Origin of the sequence: Flavobacterium sp. UW10123, from assembly GCF_040538975.1 — a bacterium.
GTDB lineage: Bacteria > Bacteroidota > Bacteroidia > Flavobacteriales > Flavobacteriaceae > Flavobacterium.
This window is the reverse complement of record NZ_JBEWQE010000003.1, coordinates 246,507-265,260: the sequence shown is the minus strand read 5'-3', so window position 1 is coordinate 265,260 and position 18,754 is coordinate 246,507. Positions and strand designations below refer to the sequence as shown.

The window sequence follows — 18,754 nt, the reverse complement described above, 5'->3', positions numbered from 1 at the left end:
TTTGCCTGTTTACAAGTACTATATATCGCTAAACAAATTTAGATTAGTGAAATTTCGCTATATATCAAGTTTAAAATTATCTTCTTTTTTCATTGATTGGAAACTCTTTTGAAAATTCAATTTTAAGAATCGTTCCGTTGTTGTTCTCCATAGAAAAAGAAGCATCCAAATCGTCGCTTAAACCTTTAATCAAACTCAATCCGAATGAATTGATTTTCTTATCGCTGATATTCGCATCATAACCAACTCCGTTATCCGCAATGGTCAGAAGATATTTGTTTTCAGATGTGGCTTGCAATGTCACGTATATCATTCCGGTTCTGTTGTCTGGAAATGCGTATTTTATGGAATTGGTAATCGATTCGTTTAAGATAAGTCCCAGCGGAACGGCCTGCGCAACGTCTAATTCTAAAGAATCAATTTTGAGATCAAAGCGAATGCGCTGTCCAAGTGAAAAAGATTCTCTTAAATACTCCACCAATTCTTTGATGTAATTCGGCATATTAATCGTCGAAATATTCTCTGAATTATACAATTTCTGATGAATCAAAGACATAGAATGAATACGGTGCTGGCTATTTTTAATAGCCGACAATGCCATATCGTTTTCAAGATAAGCCGATTGTGAATTAAGAAGACTTATCACGGTTTGAAGATTATTTTTTACGCGATGATGAATTTCTTTCAAAAGCCATTCTTTCTCATCGAGCAAATGTCTCAAATTGATATTTTTCTGGTTGATTTCTTTTTCTTTCAGCTCAAGTTCGGCATTAGTTCTCTGTTTTAAACGGTATCGATTGTACAATAAGACAATTAAAAGAACCAATAAAACTAAACTCGAGATAGAGACCGTGTTTAGCAATTTTGACTTTTTCAAAGCCGTTTCCTGTAAAACCTTTTCTTGATTTAAAGATTTGATCTTCTGTTCTTTATTTTCAGTTTCGTACTGAAATTTAAGCTCTTCAATCTGTTTGTTTTTAGAATAGTCCAAAACTGAATCACTCAGTATTTTGTATTGTTTATGATGCTCCAATGCTGATCTGAAATTGCCATTTAGAGAATCTAATTTATACATAGACATCTGCAGCGCTTCTGAATTGTACTGTTTATTGTATTTTTTTGAAATAGCTTCAATTTTATCAATATACAATTTTGTTTTATGCAGATTTTTTCGATTACCGTAGAACAAAGCAATAGATGAATACGTGTTGCAAACATCTCTATAAGTTTGTGGCGAGTCTAAGGCATCTGCGGCTTCTCCTGCTTTTATAAAATATTTTTCGGCAATGCTATAGTTTTTAATGCGCCAATAACAATTAGCATAGCCATAATTCATAAGCATGTTATCAAACTTATTCGGTGGGGGATAATGGCTTGTAATAGAATTCATGTATTCTATGGCTTCTTTGTTTTTTCCCTTCATTGACAAAGATGCTGTTGCGGTCATAAAACTTTTGTACCATGAGCCGCTGCTAAAAATATTTTGTCCGTACCTAATACTTTTTTCAGACATTTTTATAGCTTCATCTGTGTGTCCCATTTGTAAATACACCAATCCTAAGCGCATATAAAAAATGTCAGCAAAAGTATAATCATTTGTAGATTCCATGCTTTCTACACTCTTTAGAGCATAATAGAGAGCACTTTTAATATTAAATTGTACGCTTTCTATATAAGCAATTGTAGTTTCAATATATTGCTGCTGCCTGAAACCAATTTTTCGCATATCGGCAGCATTTTGATATAAGATTTTCTTAGCATCATTTATTTTTCCGTGCCAGAAATAGATCGTGCATATCCTTGCTTTTGTGACTATTCTTTTTTCTTCAAAGCCCAAGGTTTTGTATAAAGCTTCGGCTTCTTTCAGTATTTTTTCTTTTTCGGGATCTAAATCGTATTGATTTGTTGCCTGATAGAATAATGCATCTGCCAGTGCGGCTTTGTCATTTTGTTTTCGGCATTCATTTACAACTTGCGAAAAGCATTTTTTGCTTTCAGGATAATTGTTGATCTGAAAATAAAACTTTCCCAAAAGCATTAAACTCTCATGCTGCCATTTCTGAATTTTTAGCTCATTACTTATTTTTACTGCTTCTGTGATATAAAAGTTTGCATTTTTAATGTCATCTGGTTTTGTAAAAGGTTTAAACAAATAAAAAATTCCCAGTTGCAGTGCCAATTTTACTTTGTTTACATCTTTTGATTTGAGAAAAAGCTTTTTAGCAGCTTCAATATTTCCTTTTTCAATTAAATCATTTCCAATTAAATAAGAGCCATCATTAAAGCCTTCATTGTAAGCTAAAGAAACTGGCAGTTTGTAAGCTTTACAAGCTAAAACTACAGCACTGTCGGCGTCAATTGATCCTTGATTTGAATTATATAAATAAGAAGAACAGGTTTGTATCAGCAAGCGCTTTTTCTTTAAATCATAGCCCGCTGTTGCGGGATGATTTTGCGCTTCAGAATTAAGGGTTATAAAGAACAGCAGACAAAAAGTGTACAGTAGCTTCATAGATTTATTTAGAATTAAATTTTAGTAAGTGTTTAATTAACAAATATAAAGAGAAACAATTGGGTTTGGGTTGAAAAATAACACGAAAATTATGGTAAAATGTGATTTTTATTTAGCTAAATTTGGAAACGCTTAATTTTAATTATGATAATTAACTATTTTTGTATCAATTAATTAAGTGTAATATAAGACAAAATTTACTCACTTATGAAAAAGTCTGCCGATAACAGATATGAAGCTTCTGCTTCAGCATTAAAAAAGCGAATTTTAATTGTTGAAGATCAGTTTATTGAGGCGCACGATTTACAGCTAATTCTTGAAAAAGCAAACTATGAAGTAACAGGAATTGCAAGATCGGTGGAGCAGGCTTTGGATCAGATTGAGATTGAAAAACCGGATCTTGTTTTTTTGGATATCATGCTGAAAGGTAAGCGAGACGGTATAGAATTGGCACATATTCTTAAAGAAAAACATATTGGTTTTATATTTATTTCGGCTAATTCTAGCAAAACTATTTTAGACGAAGCAAAAACCACACAGCCATACGGATTTATTGTAAAACCGTTTCGAGATCAAGATGTTCTTACCACTCTCGAAATTGCTTTTTATCGTCAGCAATATAGTTTAGAAAGCCAATTGAGACAACAATTTCAGCTTCAGAAAGCAATTTCAGAAATTATAAATTCAAATGTAAAGAAAGAAGAGGCTTTATTGGCTTTTGCAAAAGCGGTTCAGACTTTTATTCCTTTTGATTATTTAGAAACTGGTTTTGTGACTGCTACACATTATGATAATCTCGGAATTGTCCGTAGAAATATAGATCAATATCAGATTATTAATCTGCAGAAACTGGCTCAGATAACCGAATTGTCTGAGAAAGAAATAAATGAAACTTACAAAAAATCAAAAACAGATAAAGAGCCGATTATTTATAGCGCAGAAACATTGATAAATAATCTTCAGGAAGCTCCAATAAAAGCTTTGATCTCCCATAATTTCGGAATAAAATCGTATTTGGTTTTTCCGCTTTCGATTGCTGCGATCCAAAGCTATCATTTTACGTTTTACAGCCGTAACCTGAATGTTTATTCTCAGGAGCATTTACGAATTTTAAATTCACTGGAACCTATATTCTGTCAATTTATTGAAAAAATCTATTCGAAAGATGAATTAAATCTGCCTGCGAAAAAAGCTGAAGTGAAAAACACTAAATCTGTCAATACAGAGGAAGGTTTTGAAGGCATTATTGGCAATAGTTCGCAGATGAATTCTGTGTTTAATTATATCCGAAAAGTTGCTCCTTCAGATACTTCGGTTCTGGTTCTTGGCGAAAGCGGAACTGGGAAGGAAAAAATCGCGCAAAGCATCCATGCTTTATCTCCAAGAAAAGATAAACCTCTAGTTATTATAAACTGCGGCGCAATTCCTGAAAATCTTGCAGAATCACTGCTTTTTGGCCACGAAAAAGGGGCTTTTACAGGTGCTTTAGATAAGCGTATCGGTAAGTTTGAATTGGCAGACGGAGGAACTATTTTTTTAGACGAAGTAGGAGAGATGTCTCTAGAACTTCAAGTAAAGCTGCTTCGTGTTTTGCAGGAGAGAGAAATTGAACGCGTAGGAGGTACTTCTTCCATGAAAATTGATGTTAGGATTATTGCGGCAACCAATAAAAATCTTGAAGAAGAAGTGGCTGCGGGAAGGTTTAGAATGGATTTGTATTATCGTTTGCATGTTTTCCCGATTATGGTTCCGCCATTAAAAAAGAGAAAAGAAGATATTCCAGATTTAGCCAATCATTTTATTGCGGTTTATAGTGATAAAATGGGCAGAAGAGCACCAGTTCTTTCTGATCCTGCTTTGCAGCAGATTATGAATTACAATTGGCCAGGAAATATTCGTGAACTGGAACATGTTATGCAACGGGCAATTTTGCTGACGGACGGAAATACCATTAAAGAAATTGAGCTTTCTATATCATCTAAAATGCATCCTGAACAACCGGCTGAATCATTTTCTATAAAAACGATATTAGAAAACGAAAGAGATTATATTCTTTATATTCTCAAAAAATGTAACGGAAAAATTTCGGGAACTGGCGGTGCCGCCGAAATTCTAGATATTCATCCTTCTACTTTAAATTCTAAAATTAAAAAACTGGAAATAAAGAAAGGGATTATTTAAGGTAAGACATGATTTTATGTGTTTAAATAATCTGAAATCAGCTAAGTGATTTTGATTAACCAATTTGCTATAAATTCGGCAATAGTTTCCCAGTTTTCATGAATTATACTTAAATGATTTGAATCCTGAAATTCTTTGTAACAAGTTATAGAATGTAGGTTTTTGTATTTTTTAAAATTAGAATAATTCAAAGAAGCGGGAGTAAAAATATCTTCTGAACCCGATATAAACAAAAGCGGATTGTGTTTCTTTTTAAAATCTATTTTTCCTGCTTTTGTAAAAATATCACGCATGATTAATCTTGATTCAGGAATTAATAGTGTTTCATAGCTTTCTTTTTGTTCTTCAAAAGACATTTTACCAGTAAAATAGTATTGCCAATCTTTAAAAGGCATTAGAAAGGTTTTGCCTTTGGGACTGAAAAAGCCCGAAGTTCTCCAGATTGTTTTATAAAAGGGGAAATTAAAATAAAGCATATTGGCAGGTGGAATCGAGTTAAGGCAGATTCCAGCATAACACAATTCTTTCTGAATGAGTATTTGAGTTAAAAGACCTCCATAAGAATGACCAATTATAATGGGCTTTTCCGGAAGTTTGTCCATAATTTCGATATAGTAATCCACTAGATTATTTAAACCAATTTGGGCAATTTTTGACTCAGGATGGCTTTGTCTTAAAACAATTGGCAGTTCGTTTTTGTGTGGCCAAGGCGGTGCTACTGTTTTATATCCTTTACTTTCAAAAAAAACAATCCATTCTTTCCAGAAAGTATGGCTCACAAATGCTCCAGTAATAAACATAATTGTTTTTTTATTAGATAAATACATCATATCGAAGCTATTAGATTAATACCCAGAAAAACAGTATAGTTATCTTATAAAAAACAAAAGGAATGCCTTTTTTGTAAAGCATTGATTATAAAAGCATTGTTCTTAAAGTCAATTCTAGAATTATTAAATATCGTTAAAATCGAGTTTTTATTATTGAAATATCATCAGTTTAAACTCAAAAATGGTTTGTAAATGCTTTGTTTTAAAGGTTCTGTGTTTTGGTTTAATCTTTGTCTGCCTCTTTAAAAAATAATATTAGGTTTCAATCTTTTAAATTTTAATTATGGAAAAAATTTATAACACAGAAACAAGTTTCGCGAAAATTGGTGACCGTACAATTGCTTATCGTTCTTACGGAAAAGGAAAAGCAATTATTTTTGTGAACCGTTTTAGAGGAACGCTTGATACTTGGGATCCGTTGTTTATTGCTGAGCTGGCAAAAAAGTTCAACGTTATCGTATTTGATTATTCTGGAATTGGTTCTTCTACAGGAAGTCTGGCTCCAGATATTACTGTTGTTGCAAAAGATGTAAAAGATCTAGCCGATTTCTTAAAGCTAGATTCAGTTATTGTTTTAGGTTGGTCTTATGGCGGATTGGTCGCACAGACAGCAACTTTATTATATCCTAATTTGGTGACGCATGCTGTTTTAGTGGGAACAAATCCGCCAGGAAAAAATGAGATTCCAATCGAACAAGCATTTTTTGATGCTGCGCTAAAACCAGTAAACGATTTTGAAGATGAAATTGTTTTGTTTTTTGAACCAAAATCAGAATCTAGCCGATTGGCTGCAAAAGCTTCTCATGATCGAATTCATAAAAAAATTGATGGCGGAAAAATTCCTTCGACAATGGATGTTTTTCAATTGTATTTTGGCGGAGGAGATACTTTTAGAGATGATGCACTCAATTTTAGAGAACAACTTAAAAAGATAAAAACACCAATTTTGATTATCTCTGGTGATCATGATATTAGTTTTGCGGTTGAGAACTGGTACCCATACATCAATCAGATGACGAATGCTCAAATGATCGTATATGCGGCAACAGGACACGGACCTCAGCATCAATATCCTGAACTTACAGCACAGTATATCATTAATTTTGTAGAATACATATAATTTAAAGTTCATCAGCAAAACTTAATTATATGCAAAAGGAATAGTGTCAGCAGCTATTCCTTTTTTTTATGTAAAATATACATCATGATATTTCGCTAAAAACTGTTTTTTAGCGAAATATAGCAAAGAAAATATCCAATTTATATATCTATAGTGCTGTTTATGTTAGGGAGAAATAAATGAAGCGAAGTATCTTTAAATGCATCTAAAGCTTTTTGATGATCCATAACAATGAAACCAAAAGTATCGTAATGAACGCCTAATATCTTGTTTACTCCGACAAGTTTTGAGGCTTCAATAGCTTCTTCGATTCCCATTGTGAGACCGTCTCCAATAGGAAAAACAGCAAAGTCAAGTTTTGTGAATTTCGGAATAAGCTGCATGTCTAAAGTCAAAGCAGTATCGCCACTGTAATAAAAATTGCCTTCAGAAGTTGTAAGCACAAAACCACAGGCAATTCCTCCATAAGAACCATCCATAAAACTGCTTGGATGCTGGGCAACTACACATTTTACAGTTCCAAAATCAAAATCAAATTTACCGCCTGGATTGATAGGATGTGCGTTTTCTATTCCGTTTTTCAATAGCCAATTATAGATTTCAAAATTCCCGAGCACTTTTGCTCCTGTATTTTTTGCAATTCGCTCGACATCTAGAATGTGGTCATAATGCGCATGAGAAATAAAAATATAATCTGCTTTTATAGCATCAACATCAACCTCTTTGGCTAATTCGTTTGGCGTAATAAAAGGATCAAAAAGAATATGTTTTTCGTTAGCAAAAACAGAAAAACAAGAATGTCCGTAGTAAGTAACTTTCATGGTAAAACGTTTTAAATCAGTTAATAATGAAAGTTGTTTTTCCAATAAATATGCCATCGAAGAAAAGTGTTATAAAAGCAAAAAATATTAAGGACTACATTTTAATGCTCCAGCGGAGCGACATCTAAAATGCTTCATATTTCTAGTTTTGATAAAAATCAAAAGGATAATATTTTCCATAAATTAAAATAGTACTTATAAAATAAAATCTTTATCTTTAACTAGTTGGTATATCGGTTTACATGTGTTTTTTACTGACATACTTTCTTATTGCTGTTTAGGTTAAGAACCCCAAATTTCATAAACAGTATATTCTAAATACATTCAAACAATTTCAGAATTTATCTGGATAATAAGTTTTTATTTCATTTCTATTTTATCCTGCCGTTTTCAATTAAACAGCAAAGAAGTCGCTAGTTAAAAGTAATTTCAATTCATAAGAATATTATATAGATGTACGTAAGACTAAATTTTCTAAAACTCTTTATTTTGTTTTGCTTTTTGTCCAATCAGGAAACAAAAGCACAGACCACTTCTCTTGAAGAATGTTTTTTTATAGCTAAGCAAAACAATATTACTATAAAACAGGCTCAATCTGCACTAAAAACAGGAGAATATAACCTTCAGGCCGAAAAGAAAGGATATCTTCCTAAAGTAGATCTTTTATCGAGTTATTCTTATTTAAGCAATCCGCTTACGATAAATCTGCAGACCGTTAAAGACGGAGTTGTTGAAGGTTCGTCACAGCAAAGTGTAAATACGGCAAACGAAATTTATCATGAAATTACTGGAAACAATTTGTCTCAGGCAGCGCAAGATCGTATTTATAATGCTTCAAAAACAGTTATTGGAGGTATTTATCCAGATTATAATCCGAGTTTAAGTAAGCAATCTTATTTTATTGCAGGAGTGGGAGTTCGTCAGCCTATTTTTCTTGGAAACAAAATAAGTTCAAGCATAGATTTGGCTCAATCGGTTGCCAATTCGGCAGGAATTGGTGTAGAGCTTGCAGGCAAAGAAGTTGATTTTTTAATTGCAGTACAATACCTCAGAATATTATACCTCAACTCTTTAATTAAAAAACAGGAACAGATTGTAAACGCTTTAGATAAAAATAGAAACTACGCCGAAGAATTGGTCAAAAACAAAATTCTTCCTCCATACCAAAAAAACTGGACAAATGTGGTTTTAATCCAAGCGCAGAGTCAATACAATAATATTAAGATGGATAAACAAAATGCCCATCTTGAGTTGAATAAACTGATGGGAGTTGATCTTGATACCACAATAGTAATTTCAGACACTTTGCGATATGCCGAAATCAACCTAGAAAAACCTATGAAAGAGTATTGGCTTACAAATCCAGTTTATAGAATTGCCAGCAATAAAATCTCTTACGCAGAAACTGCTGAAAAAATCAGCAAATCATTGGCTTTGCCTAACATTTTTGCCATTGGAAATTATAATTTATATCAAAAAGATTTACCGGTTTCTATTCCAGATTGGTTTGTAGGATTGGAATTGCAATGGACTTTATATAATGGACAAACAAGCAAAAAGACTTTAGCAGCTAAACAATTAATAGAAGAAGCGAAGTTAGGAGAAGAGAATTCCAGTTTAATGCTTCAGGTCCAATCTAGAGTGGCAAAAAATAAAATGAATTCACTGCAAAACGATGTCATAGCTATGGATGCGGCGAGAAAAGAAGCCAATACGACAAGCGGTTTAATTACGAAAAGAATGAACAATCAGCTATCATCGCCAAAAGACGTTAATGATGCTTTGCTGGTAGAAACTGAAATAGAAAAAGGATATTACACTGCTGTTTTAGGATACTATTTAGCTTTAGCCGAATATTTTAATAGTTTAGGAAATCCGAGTCAAATAACGCAATTTATTAAATAGATGAAAGATATATTTAAAAACTACTGGGCGCTGATCATTCCGATTTTTGTAGTAATAGCAGGACTGATTTTTTTCTTAAAAGATAATAACAAAGAAGACGACAATTTTATAGGAATGGTTGATGCCACAAGTGTAGATGTTGCGGCCGAATTTCCAGGTAGATTAGATTCTTTGCTTGTAAAACAAGGTGATACTGTAAAAACAGGACAGTTGCTGGCTGTACTTCGATCTAACGAAATAAACGCCATAAAAGCACAGGCATTATCGGCAATTGATGCCGCAAAAGGACAGCAGGAACTGCTTACGCAAGGAGCAAGACCAGAACTCATTGAAGCGACTTCTAAACTCTATCAGATTAGCCAAGAACAATATAAATTGTTTAGCACGACTTATGATCGCATGGAACGATTGTATAATGAAGATGTAATATCGGGACAGGAAAAAGATGTTTTCTACTTTAAATTTCAAGCAGCCAAAAAGGAAATGGAAACAGCTCAGTTAAATCTTCAAATGCTAAAAAATGGCACAAGACCCGAACTGCTAAAAACCGCAAATGCTATAGTGAAACAAGCTGAACAAGCCTATGAACTGACCAAAGCGCTTGGCGATAATACAAGAGTTTATGCTCCAGCAGATGGAGTAATTTCTAACTTGGTTACACATCAGGGCGAAATTATTTCTATAGGATATCCGATTATGACGATTGAGAAGAAAAACTCCACTATAATTAAGTTTAATATCAGACAGGATAAATCAAATTTGCTAAAAGTAGGGAGCAAGACAGCAGTCAAAGTTCCGGGTTGTGAACCTGAAACGTTTGATGCCGTTGTGCATTCTATTGCGCCGACATTAGAATTTGCCAATTGGGTTCCGTCAAAAGATAAAGGAGAATTTGAACTTAGAACTTTCACTATAGAAGTGAAACCCGAGAATCTTGCACAGATTAAAGGACTTCGTTCTGGTATGACTGCTTCTTTAATTCTTCCTCAATGATTTTGATGCTAAACATAGTTATTAGGGAATGGAAGCGCATTCTGAGTTTAAAGGTTTTTTACTTGGTAATGCTTGTTGTTCCTGTCGCTTTGTTTTTCTTTTACGCTTTTATTTACCAAAAACAAGATGCTAAGAACTTAGCATTTGCGATTTGGGATGAAGATCAAAGCGCCATAAGTCGAGAGCTTATTTTTTTATTAGAGCAAAAAGAAACGCTACAGATTACGAGAAGAGTAAGCAGCGAAGCCGAAGTTAAAAAACTGATTCAAGAAGGGAAAATATTGGGTGCCGTACATTTTCCTGCCAATCTGCAGAAGAATATCTATAGCCGTCATCCGAGTAATGTGACTTTGTACACCAATGCCGCCGCGCTTGTTCCTGCTAAGTTAGTTTATAAGGCTGTCGCCGAAGTTGTAATTACAGGAAGCACTGGCGTAATTTTACAGAAATTGGTAAAAACCGGAATGAAATCTGATCAGGCCATGGCGATTGCAAATCCGATTAGTTTGAGAACCTATCAGCTTTATAATCCAACTTACAATTATCAAGAATATTTGGTTCCAGGATTAATAACTGTCGGAATGCAAATGATTCTGATTATCAGTTCTATGTTGGCTCTAAATTATGAATGGATTACTGGAACGATGAACGAACTATACGATTCATCAAAAGGCTCTGTTATCACAGTAATTGTTGGAAAAACAATTGCTCATCTCGTTATTAGCTGGATTAATTTTATCATTATTACAGGGATTATTTTTCCTTTTTTTGATATTGGTGTTTCTGCAGCCACAGGAAAGTTTTTTATGCTATATACTATGCTTTCGTTAGCATGTATAGGCATCGGAATGTTTATATCGGCTTTGTTTAAAGATGTGATGCTTTCAGGAGATGTTGCACTTTTCTATACTTCGCCAGCTTTTGTCTTCAGTGGATTTACTTTTCCGAGATGGGCTATGCCTTGGTACGATCAGTATTATGCACTTATTATGCCTTATACTTCGTTTTTAGACGGATTTTTTAAGGTGTATTATATGAATTTGCCCTTGAGATATGCTCAAGGAGAAATGGCCAAACTCTTATTGTTTTGTTTGGTAATGTACCCGACAGCGATGTTGTTGTTTAAACGTCAATTTAGTTCAATTAAAGATGAAAAAGAAACCGCAACAATCACTGATTAATCTCTTTTTGAGGGAAGCTTCGCAAGTAGTAAAAGATCATAGTTTACTGCTTACGCTTCTTTTTGCTCCTTTGCTTTATGCTTTTTTTTACGGAAGCATTTACATCAATAAAGAAGAATTTGATGTGAAATTGGCTGTTGTTGATGATGATGGCTCGAGATTATCACGTTTGCTGCAGCAAAATATAGACGATTCTCCGATAGTAGAGCTCATTCATTTTTCGAATTTAGAACAGGCAAAAGAGCAGATGTATCAAGGAAATTGCCAAGGATATTTTTATATTCCAGAAGGAACAGAAGCAAATTTGCTCAGTTTAAAACAAAGCAATGTAGTATTGGCAATCAATGCCGCAAGGTTTCTGCCTTCGAGTGATCTGTTATTGAATGTACAGCAGATATGTTTGACAGTTGGAGCAGGAGTGAGACTTCAGTATTATCAGAAAAAGGAAGGAATGAGCACGACCATTGCTATGGAAAATGTAATGCCTGTAAATTTAGATTATCGTCCTTTATTTAATGAAAGATCAAGTTATGGAGCATTTTTATTGCCAGGATTGTTGGCTTTAATTCTGCAGCAGACCTTGTTGATTGGCTTATGCGAAAGTGTCGCTGGCGAACGTCAACGCTCTCGATTAAGAGAATGGCTCGGTTCGGGTATTTCTAATGGAATTTGGGGTAAAGGATTGTTCTATTTGACACTTTTTTCTTCATATGGCTTTTTCTTTTTAAATGTAAATTATAAACTGCTCAATTTACCCATGAGAGGTAGCGGATTCGAATTAAGCTTATTGTTGCTTTTGTTCATTGTGACTTTAATTCCGATGGCTCAGTTTATTGGTTCTTTGTTTAAATCGCAATTGCTTTGTTTGCAGATGATGGCTTTCTCAACTTATCCGATTTTTTTGATTACAGGATACAGTTGGCCTTTTGAATCACTTCCGCTAGCATTGCAGTGGCTGTCTAATCTTTTGCCTACAACGCCATTTATTGTTTTGTATACCGCTATCGTACAATCGGGTGCTAGTTTATGGGACAATCCGTCTGTTTTATTGCATCTTATACTGCTTTTTGCTTTTTATAGTACAATCTGTTTTATTCGATTACGCTATTTGGCGGGTAAAGAGTTATGAGTTATGGGTTATTAGTGTTGTCTAGTTAAATTCAAACATAGCCTGTGGTTTTAACCACAGGGATACGGGTGATATGCATATAAATCTGTTATTAATTTGAATTGGCTCCAGCTTTAGCTGGAGTTTATGTAAAGCGATTCAAAAAGGCTTTAGCCAAAAACACGCGATTTGGCTAAAGCCCTTTACTTGCGCTATTTTGATACCTCCAGCTAAAGCTGGAGACTATTCATAAATCAAAGAATTTTAAATTATTCTTAAATCTGCTCAATCTGCCAAATCTGCGAGAGAACAAACAAAAAAATGCTGGAGTAAATCGTGGTTTGCGATTTATTCCAGCATTTCCAATCGAGTTAGTTACTTAAATTATTATAATACCACTAGAGGAGAAATTACACCAAGCATAATTCTTCCGGTATTATTATTTGATTGTCCCAAACCTGTTTTAGCATAATCGCTGTAATCGTACCATCGAGCGACGTAAGTGGCAAAAAACTTTAGATTATAGTTTTTAATCGGATAAAACTCTACTGTTGGAATAACACCATATGCCATGCGAATTCGGTTTGAACTAATATTTGGATCTGGTATATCTTTCCAAGAAGCTTTACTTGTCATTCCGATAACCGTAAGTTTCCATTGTTCATTTAGAGAATATACCGCTCTAAGCCAATGTTCTATGTAGTACACATTTTCTGCCGCATGATCTAAAACCGTTTCTGGAATTAAAGAACTCACAACTCCTGTTCGATCCAGATCTTCGCTGCTCCATTTAAAATCATATTGGAAAAGCCATTTTTTGGTTCGAAATTGATTTCCTAATGCGGTATAATACATATTTACAGCTTTTCCGTTTTTTGTGGCTTCCTGAAAAATACTGAAACTGTAGATGGTTTTAAATTTTCCGTCTAAAAAGCTTCCATTCCAGTTTCCAACATAGGCGGCAGGAAATTTTGCTTCTTCGACATCTGGTACATTTTGATATAGTTCAGAAAAAGTTTTAGTTCTGGAGTTTAAAACCTGTGCCGAAAAAACATGATCGGCATTTAGTTTCCAGTTTACTTGAACCCCAGTTAAAAAGTTATCGGAATTATCGACAATATCATTGTATTGATAAATGTCAATAGGATTCATATCAAACTCATAACCTCCCCAGTTGGCAGTCATTTTTCCTATCGCAATGCTAGTTCTTTCGGATATTTTATATCCAATAAAAGCCAAGTCTGTAGAACTGCTGATGTTATCTGTAGATTGTGGTTCAGTCTCTTTAGTATATCGGTCTCTAAATCTAAAAAAGACTTTATCTTTATATACTCTACCTTTTACTTCCAATCGAAACTGATTTACTTCAAATTTACTTCCAGTATATTTTCCATCTTCCAGATAAGTGTTAAAACCTAATTGCGTATTGAAAATTAAGTCAACATTATTAAGCAAATCAACCTTGCTTGCTTTTATTAATGGCGTTTTATGATTTAGGACGGTATCAGTCTGTTTTTCTTGCTGGGCATATGCGCCAGCTGCCAAAAAAACGCTCAAAATTATTAAAGTTAAGACACGCATAATTTACAATTTTGAATTTTAGTACTCAAAGAAATATTCTTGTAATTTTTTATGGTCACTGGTTTGCGTTAATCCCAGCATTAATAAAATTCTCGCTTTTTGCGGAATTAAATCATCTGCGACTATTGTACCAAGCTTTTGATCGTCAGTTTCGTCAAATAAGGTCACTCTTCCTGAAGGAACTCTTGATGCTCTTGCCACAACAATTCCCTTATTGATAGCGGCTACTGCAGCATCTGTGTTCACTTTGTTAAGATTTCCGTTGCCCAGACCTCCCGTTACAATTCCTTTTACACCAGAAGCGACGTAAGCATTTAATGCAGTTGCAGGAGCATCAGCATATAATTCTACAACAGCCACTTCAGGTAAAGTGGTTAAACCTGTAATATCAAACGGGGTATTTTTATTGGCTTTTCGAACTGGAGTTTCATAAAGCGTAACTTTTCCATCATAAACCTGTCCGATCGGGCCGCTATTTGGTGCAGTAAAGGCATTTAAGTGCGTTGTACTGGTTTTTACAGCATTTCTTCCAGTCAAAATGTATTCATTAAATACTAGTAAAACACCGCTGTGTTCTGCTTGTTTTGAAGCCGCTAGAGTTACCGCATCATATAAGTTTTTTGGACCGTCGGCACTTATAGCTGTTGCTGGACGCATAGAGCCTGTAATAACTACAGGTTTATCATATCTTACGGTCAACGATAAAAAATAAGCTGTTTCTTCTTGCGTATCAGTTCCGTGAGTGATTACAATACCATCAGCTTCATTATTTTTGTAAATTTCGTTGATTCTTTTATTCAGTTTAATCCAGATATCTACGGTCATGTCTTGACTTCCTACGTTTGAAATCTGTTCTCCCGTAATTTCGGCTACTTTTTCAATTCCTGGAACGGCTGCTATCAAATCTTTTATCGGTAATTCTCCCGCTTTATAAGCCGATCGATCTGCCGAAGCTCCTTTTCCTGCAATTGTGCCTCCAGTTGCCAATATTTTTATTCTAGGTAATTTCTGAGCGTAAATACCTGTTACTAATAAAAAGGATAATAATAAAGTAAATAAATTTTTCATGGATCAAATGTTTTTAATTTATGATTATTATTTTGTTGAGTTTTCCCAGCTTGTTACATATTCCAATAAAATTTTACGGATATTTTTTCCAAGAATCAGATAACTATCTGTTGGAAGATTGGCAAGAGAAACTCTAATACTCCATTCAGGACCAGCAAAACCGCCTCCATTTAAAAGAACAATAGCTGTTTTTTCTGCCAAGCGGAATAAAACATCAACAGGTTCAAAATTAGTTTTCAGCCAATTGGCAAAGCCTTCACCGTGAAAGTGTTTTGCGGCGACCATAACATCAATTTCAGAATAATATCCTGCACGCATCGGGTCTTCGAGAATCGGAACTTCTAATCCTTCCCATAACAAACTCAAACGTTTGTGAATAATAGATTGTGTAAGCGTTTTATAAACATCTTGAGTATCCAATAAACAAAATGAGGAGAAAAGCATCATTTGAAATTGCTGAGGTAAGGATAATCCTGCTGTGTGGTTTAAAGCTACTTGTCGGCTATCGGCAACAAGTCTATCAATAAATTTAATTTTTTCTGGCTCTAATGTCAGAGAAGAATAACGATCGTGCAGTTCTTTTTTAAGGGTTGGACTTAAATTGGCAATTTTCTTATCGAAAATATTGTCCTGATGAACCGCGATTGTTCCAAGTCTCCATCCTGTACAGCCGAAGTATTTTGAATATGAATAAACGGTAATCGTATTCTGAGGAATAATGGCCATTAGAGACCTGAAATTATTAACGAATGTTCCATAAACATCATCTGTAATAACCATCAATTCCGGATTATGATTTTTTACAATATCAGCAATATAATTTAATGTGTCGGTGCTCATTGCAGAAGATGGCGGATTGCTCGGATTTACCACAAAAGCAACTTTTACCGCTGGATCTTTCAGCTTGTCTAATTCAGAATTTGGATATTGCCAAGTATGAAATCCGTTTTCGCCAACTCCACTTGCTTCTACATAAACGACATCAAATTTGTATCGGTCTAATTCCGGAATTTCGATATAAGGTGTAAAAGTTGGAGTAAGAAGTGCTATTTTATCTCCACGCTCGGTAAGGTGGTTTTGCATTAGCGAATCAAAAATATAGCACATTGCGGCAGTTCCGCCTTCAACGGCAAAAATATCATACTTACCGTTGCCGTTTCCAGTACCGCACATTTCCTGCACCAAATAATCGTGTACAATAATTTCTATCTGACTTAGCATACGATCAGGAACAGGATAGTTAAACCCGATTACAGCTTCGATCCATTCGCGAATCCATGCGTCACCATCAAAATCGTGCTTGTCTACACCATAATGATATGTTTTTTCTAAAAGCGATGCAGCAGGACTATCTTTATGTTTCGCTAAAAATGTTTCAAAACGTGAAGCCACTCCACTTTTGTTTTGTACAATTCCTGCTAAAATGCCTTGTTCTTCCATAACATTACGACATTCTTCTAATGCAAATTGTCCGAAAAGGAAAAAAGCCTCTCTAGGAACTGTAGCAATCCAGTTCGGGTTTCCTCTTCCTGCATTAAGTGTTATCGCTGTTGATTTAAGCGCACTTTCTTCTGCCAGATGAATTAATTCATTTTTAATTTCAAATGGACTGAGGGTCTGAAGTGTTTTTTCTACCTCTCTTGATGTTTTTATTTTTGAAATATCAATTGCCATAACTAAAATTTTTAGAGATTATATAAAAAATTCGACTAACTCATGATTAAAATAATGACGACGCCCCATATAATGAGCAGTGTATTCCCTACAGCATAGGTTACAGTGTAACCCAATGCAGGTGTTTTGCTTTTTACAGCATCTTGCAAAGCTCCCAAGGCTGCTGTAGTAGTTCTTGCCCCAGCAGCACATCCTAAGGTTATTATAGGATGGAATTTGAAAATATACCTTCCGATAAGAAGTCCCAATATCAACGGAATAGCTGTTGCCGCAGCTCCTGCAATGAAAAGTCCCCAACCAGCTTCTTGAAATCCTACAATAAAACTTGGTCCTGCTGTAATACCAACTACAGCTATAAAAATGTTCAAGCCAACATTATTCATGATCCATAAAGCAGGCTCCGGAATTCGCCCAAAAGTTGGATGCTGACCTCTTAGCCATCCGAAGAAAAGTCCTGATATTAAGGCACCTCCACTAGTACTAAGGCTTATTGGTACTCCGCCAACTTTAATAGTCAATGCGCCAAGTAATCCTCCTAATACAATTCCTAAACCAACAAAAGCCATATCTGTAGAATTTGTTGGACGGTCTGGATAGCCTATATGTGTTGCAACTTGATCTACATCTCGTTTAATACCCACTAATTCGATCATATCTCCTTTTTGCATCACGGTATTGGGTAATATAGGCATCTGAATTCCAGCTCTTTTTAATGATCTGATTACAACACCATGCATATATTTTAGGTGACGTAAATCGGCAAGCGTCTTGTCAATCACTTCTTTTTTTACAATTAATACACTTAAAACTTCTACAGGAAAATTAAGAAGCTCGATGTCTAGAACTTCTTTTTCATTTACAGCAACATAGTTCATCATGTATTCTCTTCTTCCGCCTAGAGCAACGACATCATTTTCTTGAATTACAAATTCTGGGGTAGCATCTATAATTTCTTTTCCTCTTCGAATTCGTTGTATAAATAAGCGTCTGCCTTTGTTTTCTAATTCATTCTCAACATCCGAAACTGTTTTATTACAGGCATAAGAATGTGCAGCAATTTCATAGGCATTATATATTACACGATCATAAGCAGAGGCAATACTCGGATCATCTCCAATGGCATCTCCGCCAAGCTGAATTTCAAGTTCTTTTGCTTTTTCTACTAAATTACCACCCAATAATTTTGGTCCAATAGAAGCCAATAACCAAGCAGATCCAGCTGTCCCGAAAATATAAGTTACAGCGTATGCAACTGGGATTTTGTTAATCAATGCCGTTTTTTGATCGGCAGGAATCCCCAACTGATTTATAGTGTCTGATGCAACACCAATAACGGCCGATATGGTTTGAGAACCCGCTAGCATACCAGCAGTCAATCCCATATCATAGCTCATAATTTTACCTATTACGTAAGGGCATATTAAGCATAAAACGCATACTATTGCGGCATAAAGCATCTGAGGCAGTCCGTCTTTTTTTAAACCTCCAAAAAATTGAGGGCCAACACTGTATCCGACAGCGAAAAGAAACATTAGAAAAAAGACAGATTTAACGTTGGGAGAAATGACAATATCCAATTGTCCTACTAATACCCCGACAAGCAAAACGCTGGTCACAGTTCCTAGTGAAAAGCTTCCAATTTTAAATTTTCCGATAAAATAGCCTAAAGATAAGGTTAGAAAAATTGCCAGTTCGGGATAATCTTTTAATGTAGTAATAATCCAATCCATAAGTATTTGTTTTTAGTATAGATTTATTAATAATTGATTATGTAAATCGC

Annotated in this window: 13 protein-coding genes; 6 read left to right on the top strand and 7 right to left on the bottom strand. The window is 34.7% G+C overall.

What is annotated here, in order from left to right:
* Window positions 1-76: 76 nt before the first annotated feature.
* Window positions 77-2,512 (bottom strand): histidine kinase dimerization/phosphoacceptor domain -containing protein, encoded by a 2,436-nt coding sequence (locus ABXT06_RS05475; RefSeq protein WP_354589837.1) that lies wholly within the window; start codon window positions 2,510-2,512, stop codon window positions 77-79.
* A 207-nt stretch (window positions 2,513-2,719) separates the two neighbouring features.
* Between ABXT06_RS05475 and ABXT06_RS05470 the strand changes: the two genes are divergently transcribed.
* Window positions 2,720-4,693 (top strand): sigma 54-interacting transcriptional regulator, encoded by a 1,974-nt coding sequence (locus tag ABXT06_RS05470; protein ID WP_354589836.1) that lies wholly within the window; start codon window positions 2,720-2,722, stop codon window positions 4,691-4,693.
* Window positions 4,694-4,734: 41 nt separating this feature from the next.
* Here ABXT06_RS05470 and ABXT06_RS05465 read toward each other — a convergent pair whose 3' ends face one another.
* On the bottom strand, window positions 4,735-5,523 hold the full coding sequence (locus ABXT06_RS05465; protein ID WP_354589835.1) for an alpha/beta fold hydrolase: 789 nt from the start codon (window positions 5,521-5,523) through the stop codon (window positions 4,735-4,737).
* A 283-nt stretch (window positions 5,524-5,806) separates the two neighbouring features.
* Between ABXT06_RS05465 and ABXT06_RS05460 the strand changes: the two genes are divergently transcribed.
* A complete protein-coding gene (locus tag ABXT06_RS05460) occupies window positions 5,807-6,643 on the top strand; it encodes an alpha/beta fold hydrolase (RefSeq protein ID WP_354589834.1) in 837 nt (278 codons plus the stop codon).
* Window positions 6,644-6,783: 140 nt separating this feature from the next.
* On the opposite strand, the gene ABXT06_RS05455 is transcribed toward ABXT06_RS05460, so the two are convergent.
* A complete protein-coding gene (locus tag ABXT06_RS05455; RefSeq protein WP_502909021.1) occupies window positions 6,784-7,464 on the bottom strand; it encodes a metal-dependent hydrolase in 681 nt (226 codons plus the stop codon).
* Window positions 7,465-7,917: 453 nt separating this feature from the next.
* On the opposite strand from ABXT06_RS05455, the gene ABXT06_RS05450 reads away from it, so the two are divergent.
* Genes ABXT06_RS05450 through ABXT06_RS05435 form a run of 4 tightly spaced genes read left to right on the top strand, consistent with a single transcriptional unit; the run spans window position 7,918 to window position 12,672 of the window.
* Window positions 7,918-9,369, top strand: a complete 1,452-nt coding sequence (locus ABXT06_RS05450) for a TolC family protein (protein WP_354589832.1) — start codon at window positions 7,918-7,920, stop codon at window positions 9,367-9,369.
* Window positions 9,370-10,362, top strand: a complete 993-nt coding sequence (locus ABXT06_RS05445; protein WP_274256511.1) for an HlyD family secretion protein — start codon at window positions 9,370-9,372, stop codon at window positions 10,360-10,362. It begins immediately after the preceding gene.
* 5 nt (window positions 10,363-10,367) lie between these two features.
* The gene (locus ABXT06_RS05440) at window positions 10,368-11,543 is read left to right on the top strand and encodes an ABC transporter permease (RefSeq protein WP_354589831.1); all 1,176 of its coding nucleotides are present in this window, start codon (window positions 10,368-10,370) and stop codon (window positions 11,541-11,543) included.
* Entirely contained in the window at window positions 11,512-12,672 is a 1,161-nt protein-coding gene (locus ABXT06_RS05435) for an ABC transporter permease (protein WP_354589830.1), read from the top strand. Before ABXT06_RS05440 ends, ABXT06_RS05435 begins: the two co-directional genes overlap by 32 nt.
* A gap of 366 nt (window positions 12,673-13,038) precedes the next feature.
* Here the strand turns inward: ABXT06_RS05435 and ABXT06_RS05430 are convergent, their stop codons facing one another.
* Genes ABXT06_RS05430 through aspT form a run of 4 tightly spaced genes read right to left on the bottom strand, consistent with a single transcriptional unit; the run spans window position 13,039 to window position 18,704 of the window.
* The gene (locus tag ABXT06_RS05430) at window positions 13,039-14,232 is read right to left on the bottom strand and encodes a porin (protein WP_354589829.1); all 1,194 of its coding nucleotides are present in this window, start codon (window positions 14,230-14,232) and stop codon (window positions 13,039-13,041) included.
* A gap of 18 nt (window positions 14,233-14,250) precedes the next feature.
* The gene (locus tag ABXT06_RS05425) at window positions 14,251-15,300 is read right to left on the bottom strand and encodes a type II asparaginase (protein WP_354589828.1); all 1,050 of its coding nucleotides are present in this window, start codon (window positions 15,298-15,300) and stop codon (window positions 14,251-14,253) included.
* Between the two features lie 27 nt (window positions 15,301-15,327).
* The gene (aspD, locus tag ABXT06_RS05420; protein WP_354589827.1) at window positions 15,328-16,974 is read right to left on the bottom strand and encodes an aspartate 4-decarboxylase; all 1,647 of its coding nucleotides are present in this window, start codon (window positions 16,972-16,974) and stop codon (window positions 15,328-15,330) included.
* 35 nt (window positions 16,975-17,009) lie between these two features.
* Window positions 17,010-18,704 (bottom strand): aspartate-alanine antiporter, encoded by a 1,695-nt coding sequence (gene aspT, locus ABXT06_RS05415; RefSeq protein WP_354589826.1) that lies wholly within the window; start codon window positions 18,702-18,704, stop codon window positions 17,010-17,012.
* Window positions 18,705-18,754 lie beyond the last annotated feature (50 nt).

Coding starts and splice junctions, on each gene's coding strand:
- ABXT06_RS05475 (WP_354589837.1), bottom strand. CDS start 2,512: ATGAAGCTACTGTACACTTTTTGTCTGCTGTTCTTTATAACCCTTAAT.
- ABXT06_RS05470 (WP_354589836.1), top strand. CDS start 2,720: ATGAAAAAGTCTGCCGATAACAGATATGAAGCTTCTGCTTCAGCATTA.
- ABXT06_RS05465 (WP_354589835.1), bottom strand. CDS start 5,523: ATGATGTATTTATCTAATAAAAAAACAATTATGTTTATTACTGGAGCA.
- ABXT06_RS05460 (WP_354589834.1), top strand. CDS start 5,807: ATGGAAAAAATTTATAACACAGAAACAAGTTTCGCGAAAATTGGTGAC.
- ABXT06_RS05455 (WP_502909021.1), bottom strand. CDS start 7,464: ATGAAAGTTACTTACTACGGACATTCTTGTTTTTCTGTTTTTGCTAAC.
- ABXT06_RS05450 (WP_354589832.1), top strand. CDS start 7,918: ATGTACGTAAGACTAAATTTTCTAAAACTCTTTATTTTGTTTTGCTTT.
- ABXT06_RS05445 (WP_274256511.1), top strand. CDS start 9,370: ATGAAAGATATATTTAAAAACTACTGGGCGCTGATCATTCCGATTTTT.
- ABXT06_RS05440 (WP_354589831.1), top strand. CDS start 10,368: ATGCTAAACATAGTTATTAGGGAATGGAAGCGCATTCTGAGTTTAAAG.
- ABXT06_RS05435 (WP_354589830.1), top strand. CDS start 11,512: ATGAAAAAGAAACCGCAACAATCACTGATTAATCTCTTTTTGAGGGAA.
- ABXT06_RS05430 (WP_354589829.1), bottom strand. CDS start 14,232: ATGCGTGTCTTAACTTTAATAATTTTGAGCGTTTTTTTGGCAGCTGGC.
- ABXT06_RS05425 (WP_354589828.1), bottom strand. CDS start 15,300: ATGAAAAATTTATTTACTTTATTATTATCCTTTTTATTAGTAACAGGT.
- aspD (WP_354589827.1), bottom strand. CDS start 16,974: ATGGCAATTGATATTTCAAAAATAAAAACATCAAGAGAGGTAGAAAAA.
- aspT (WP_354589826.1), bottom strand. CDS start 18,704: ATGGATTGGATTATTACTACATTAAAAGATTATCCCGAACTGGCAATT.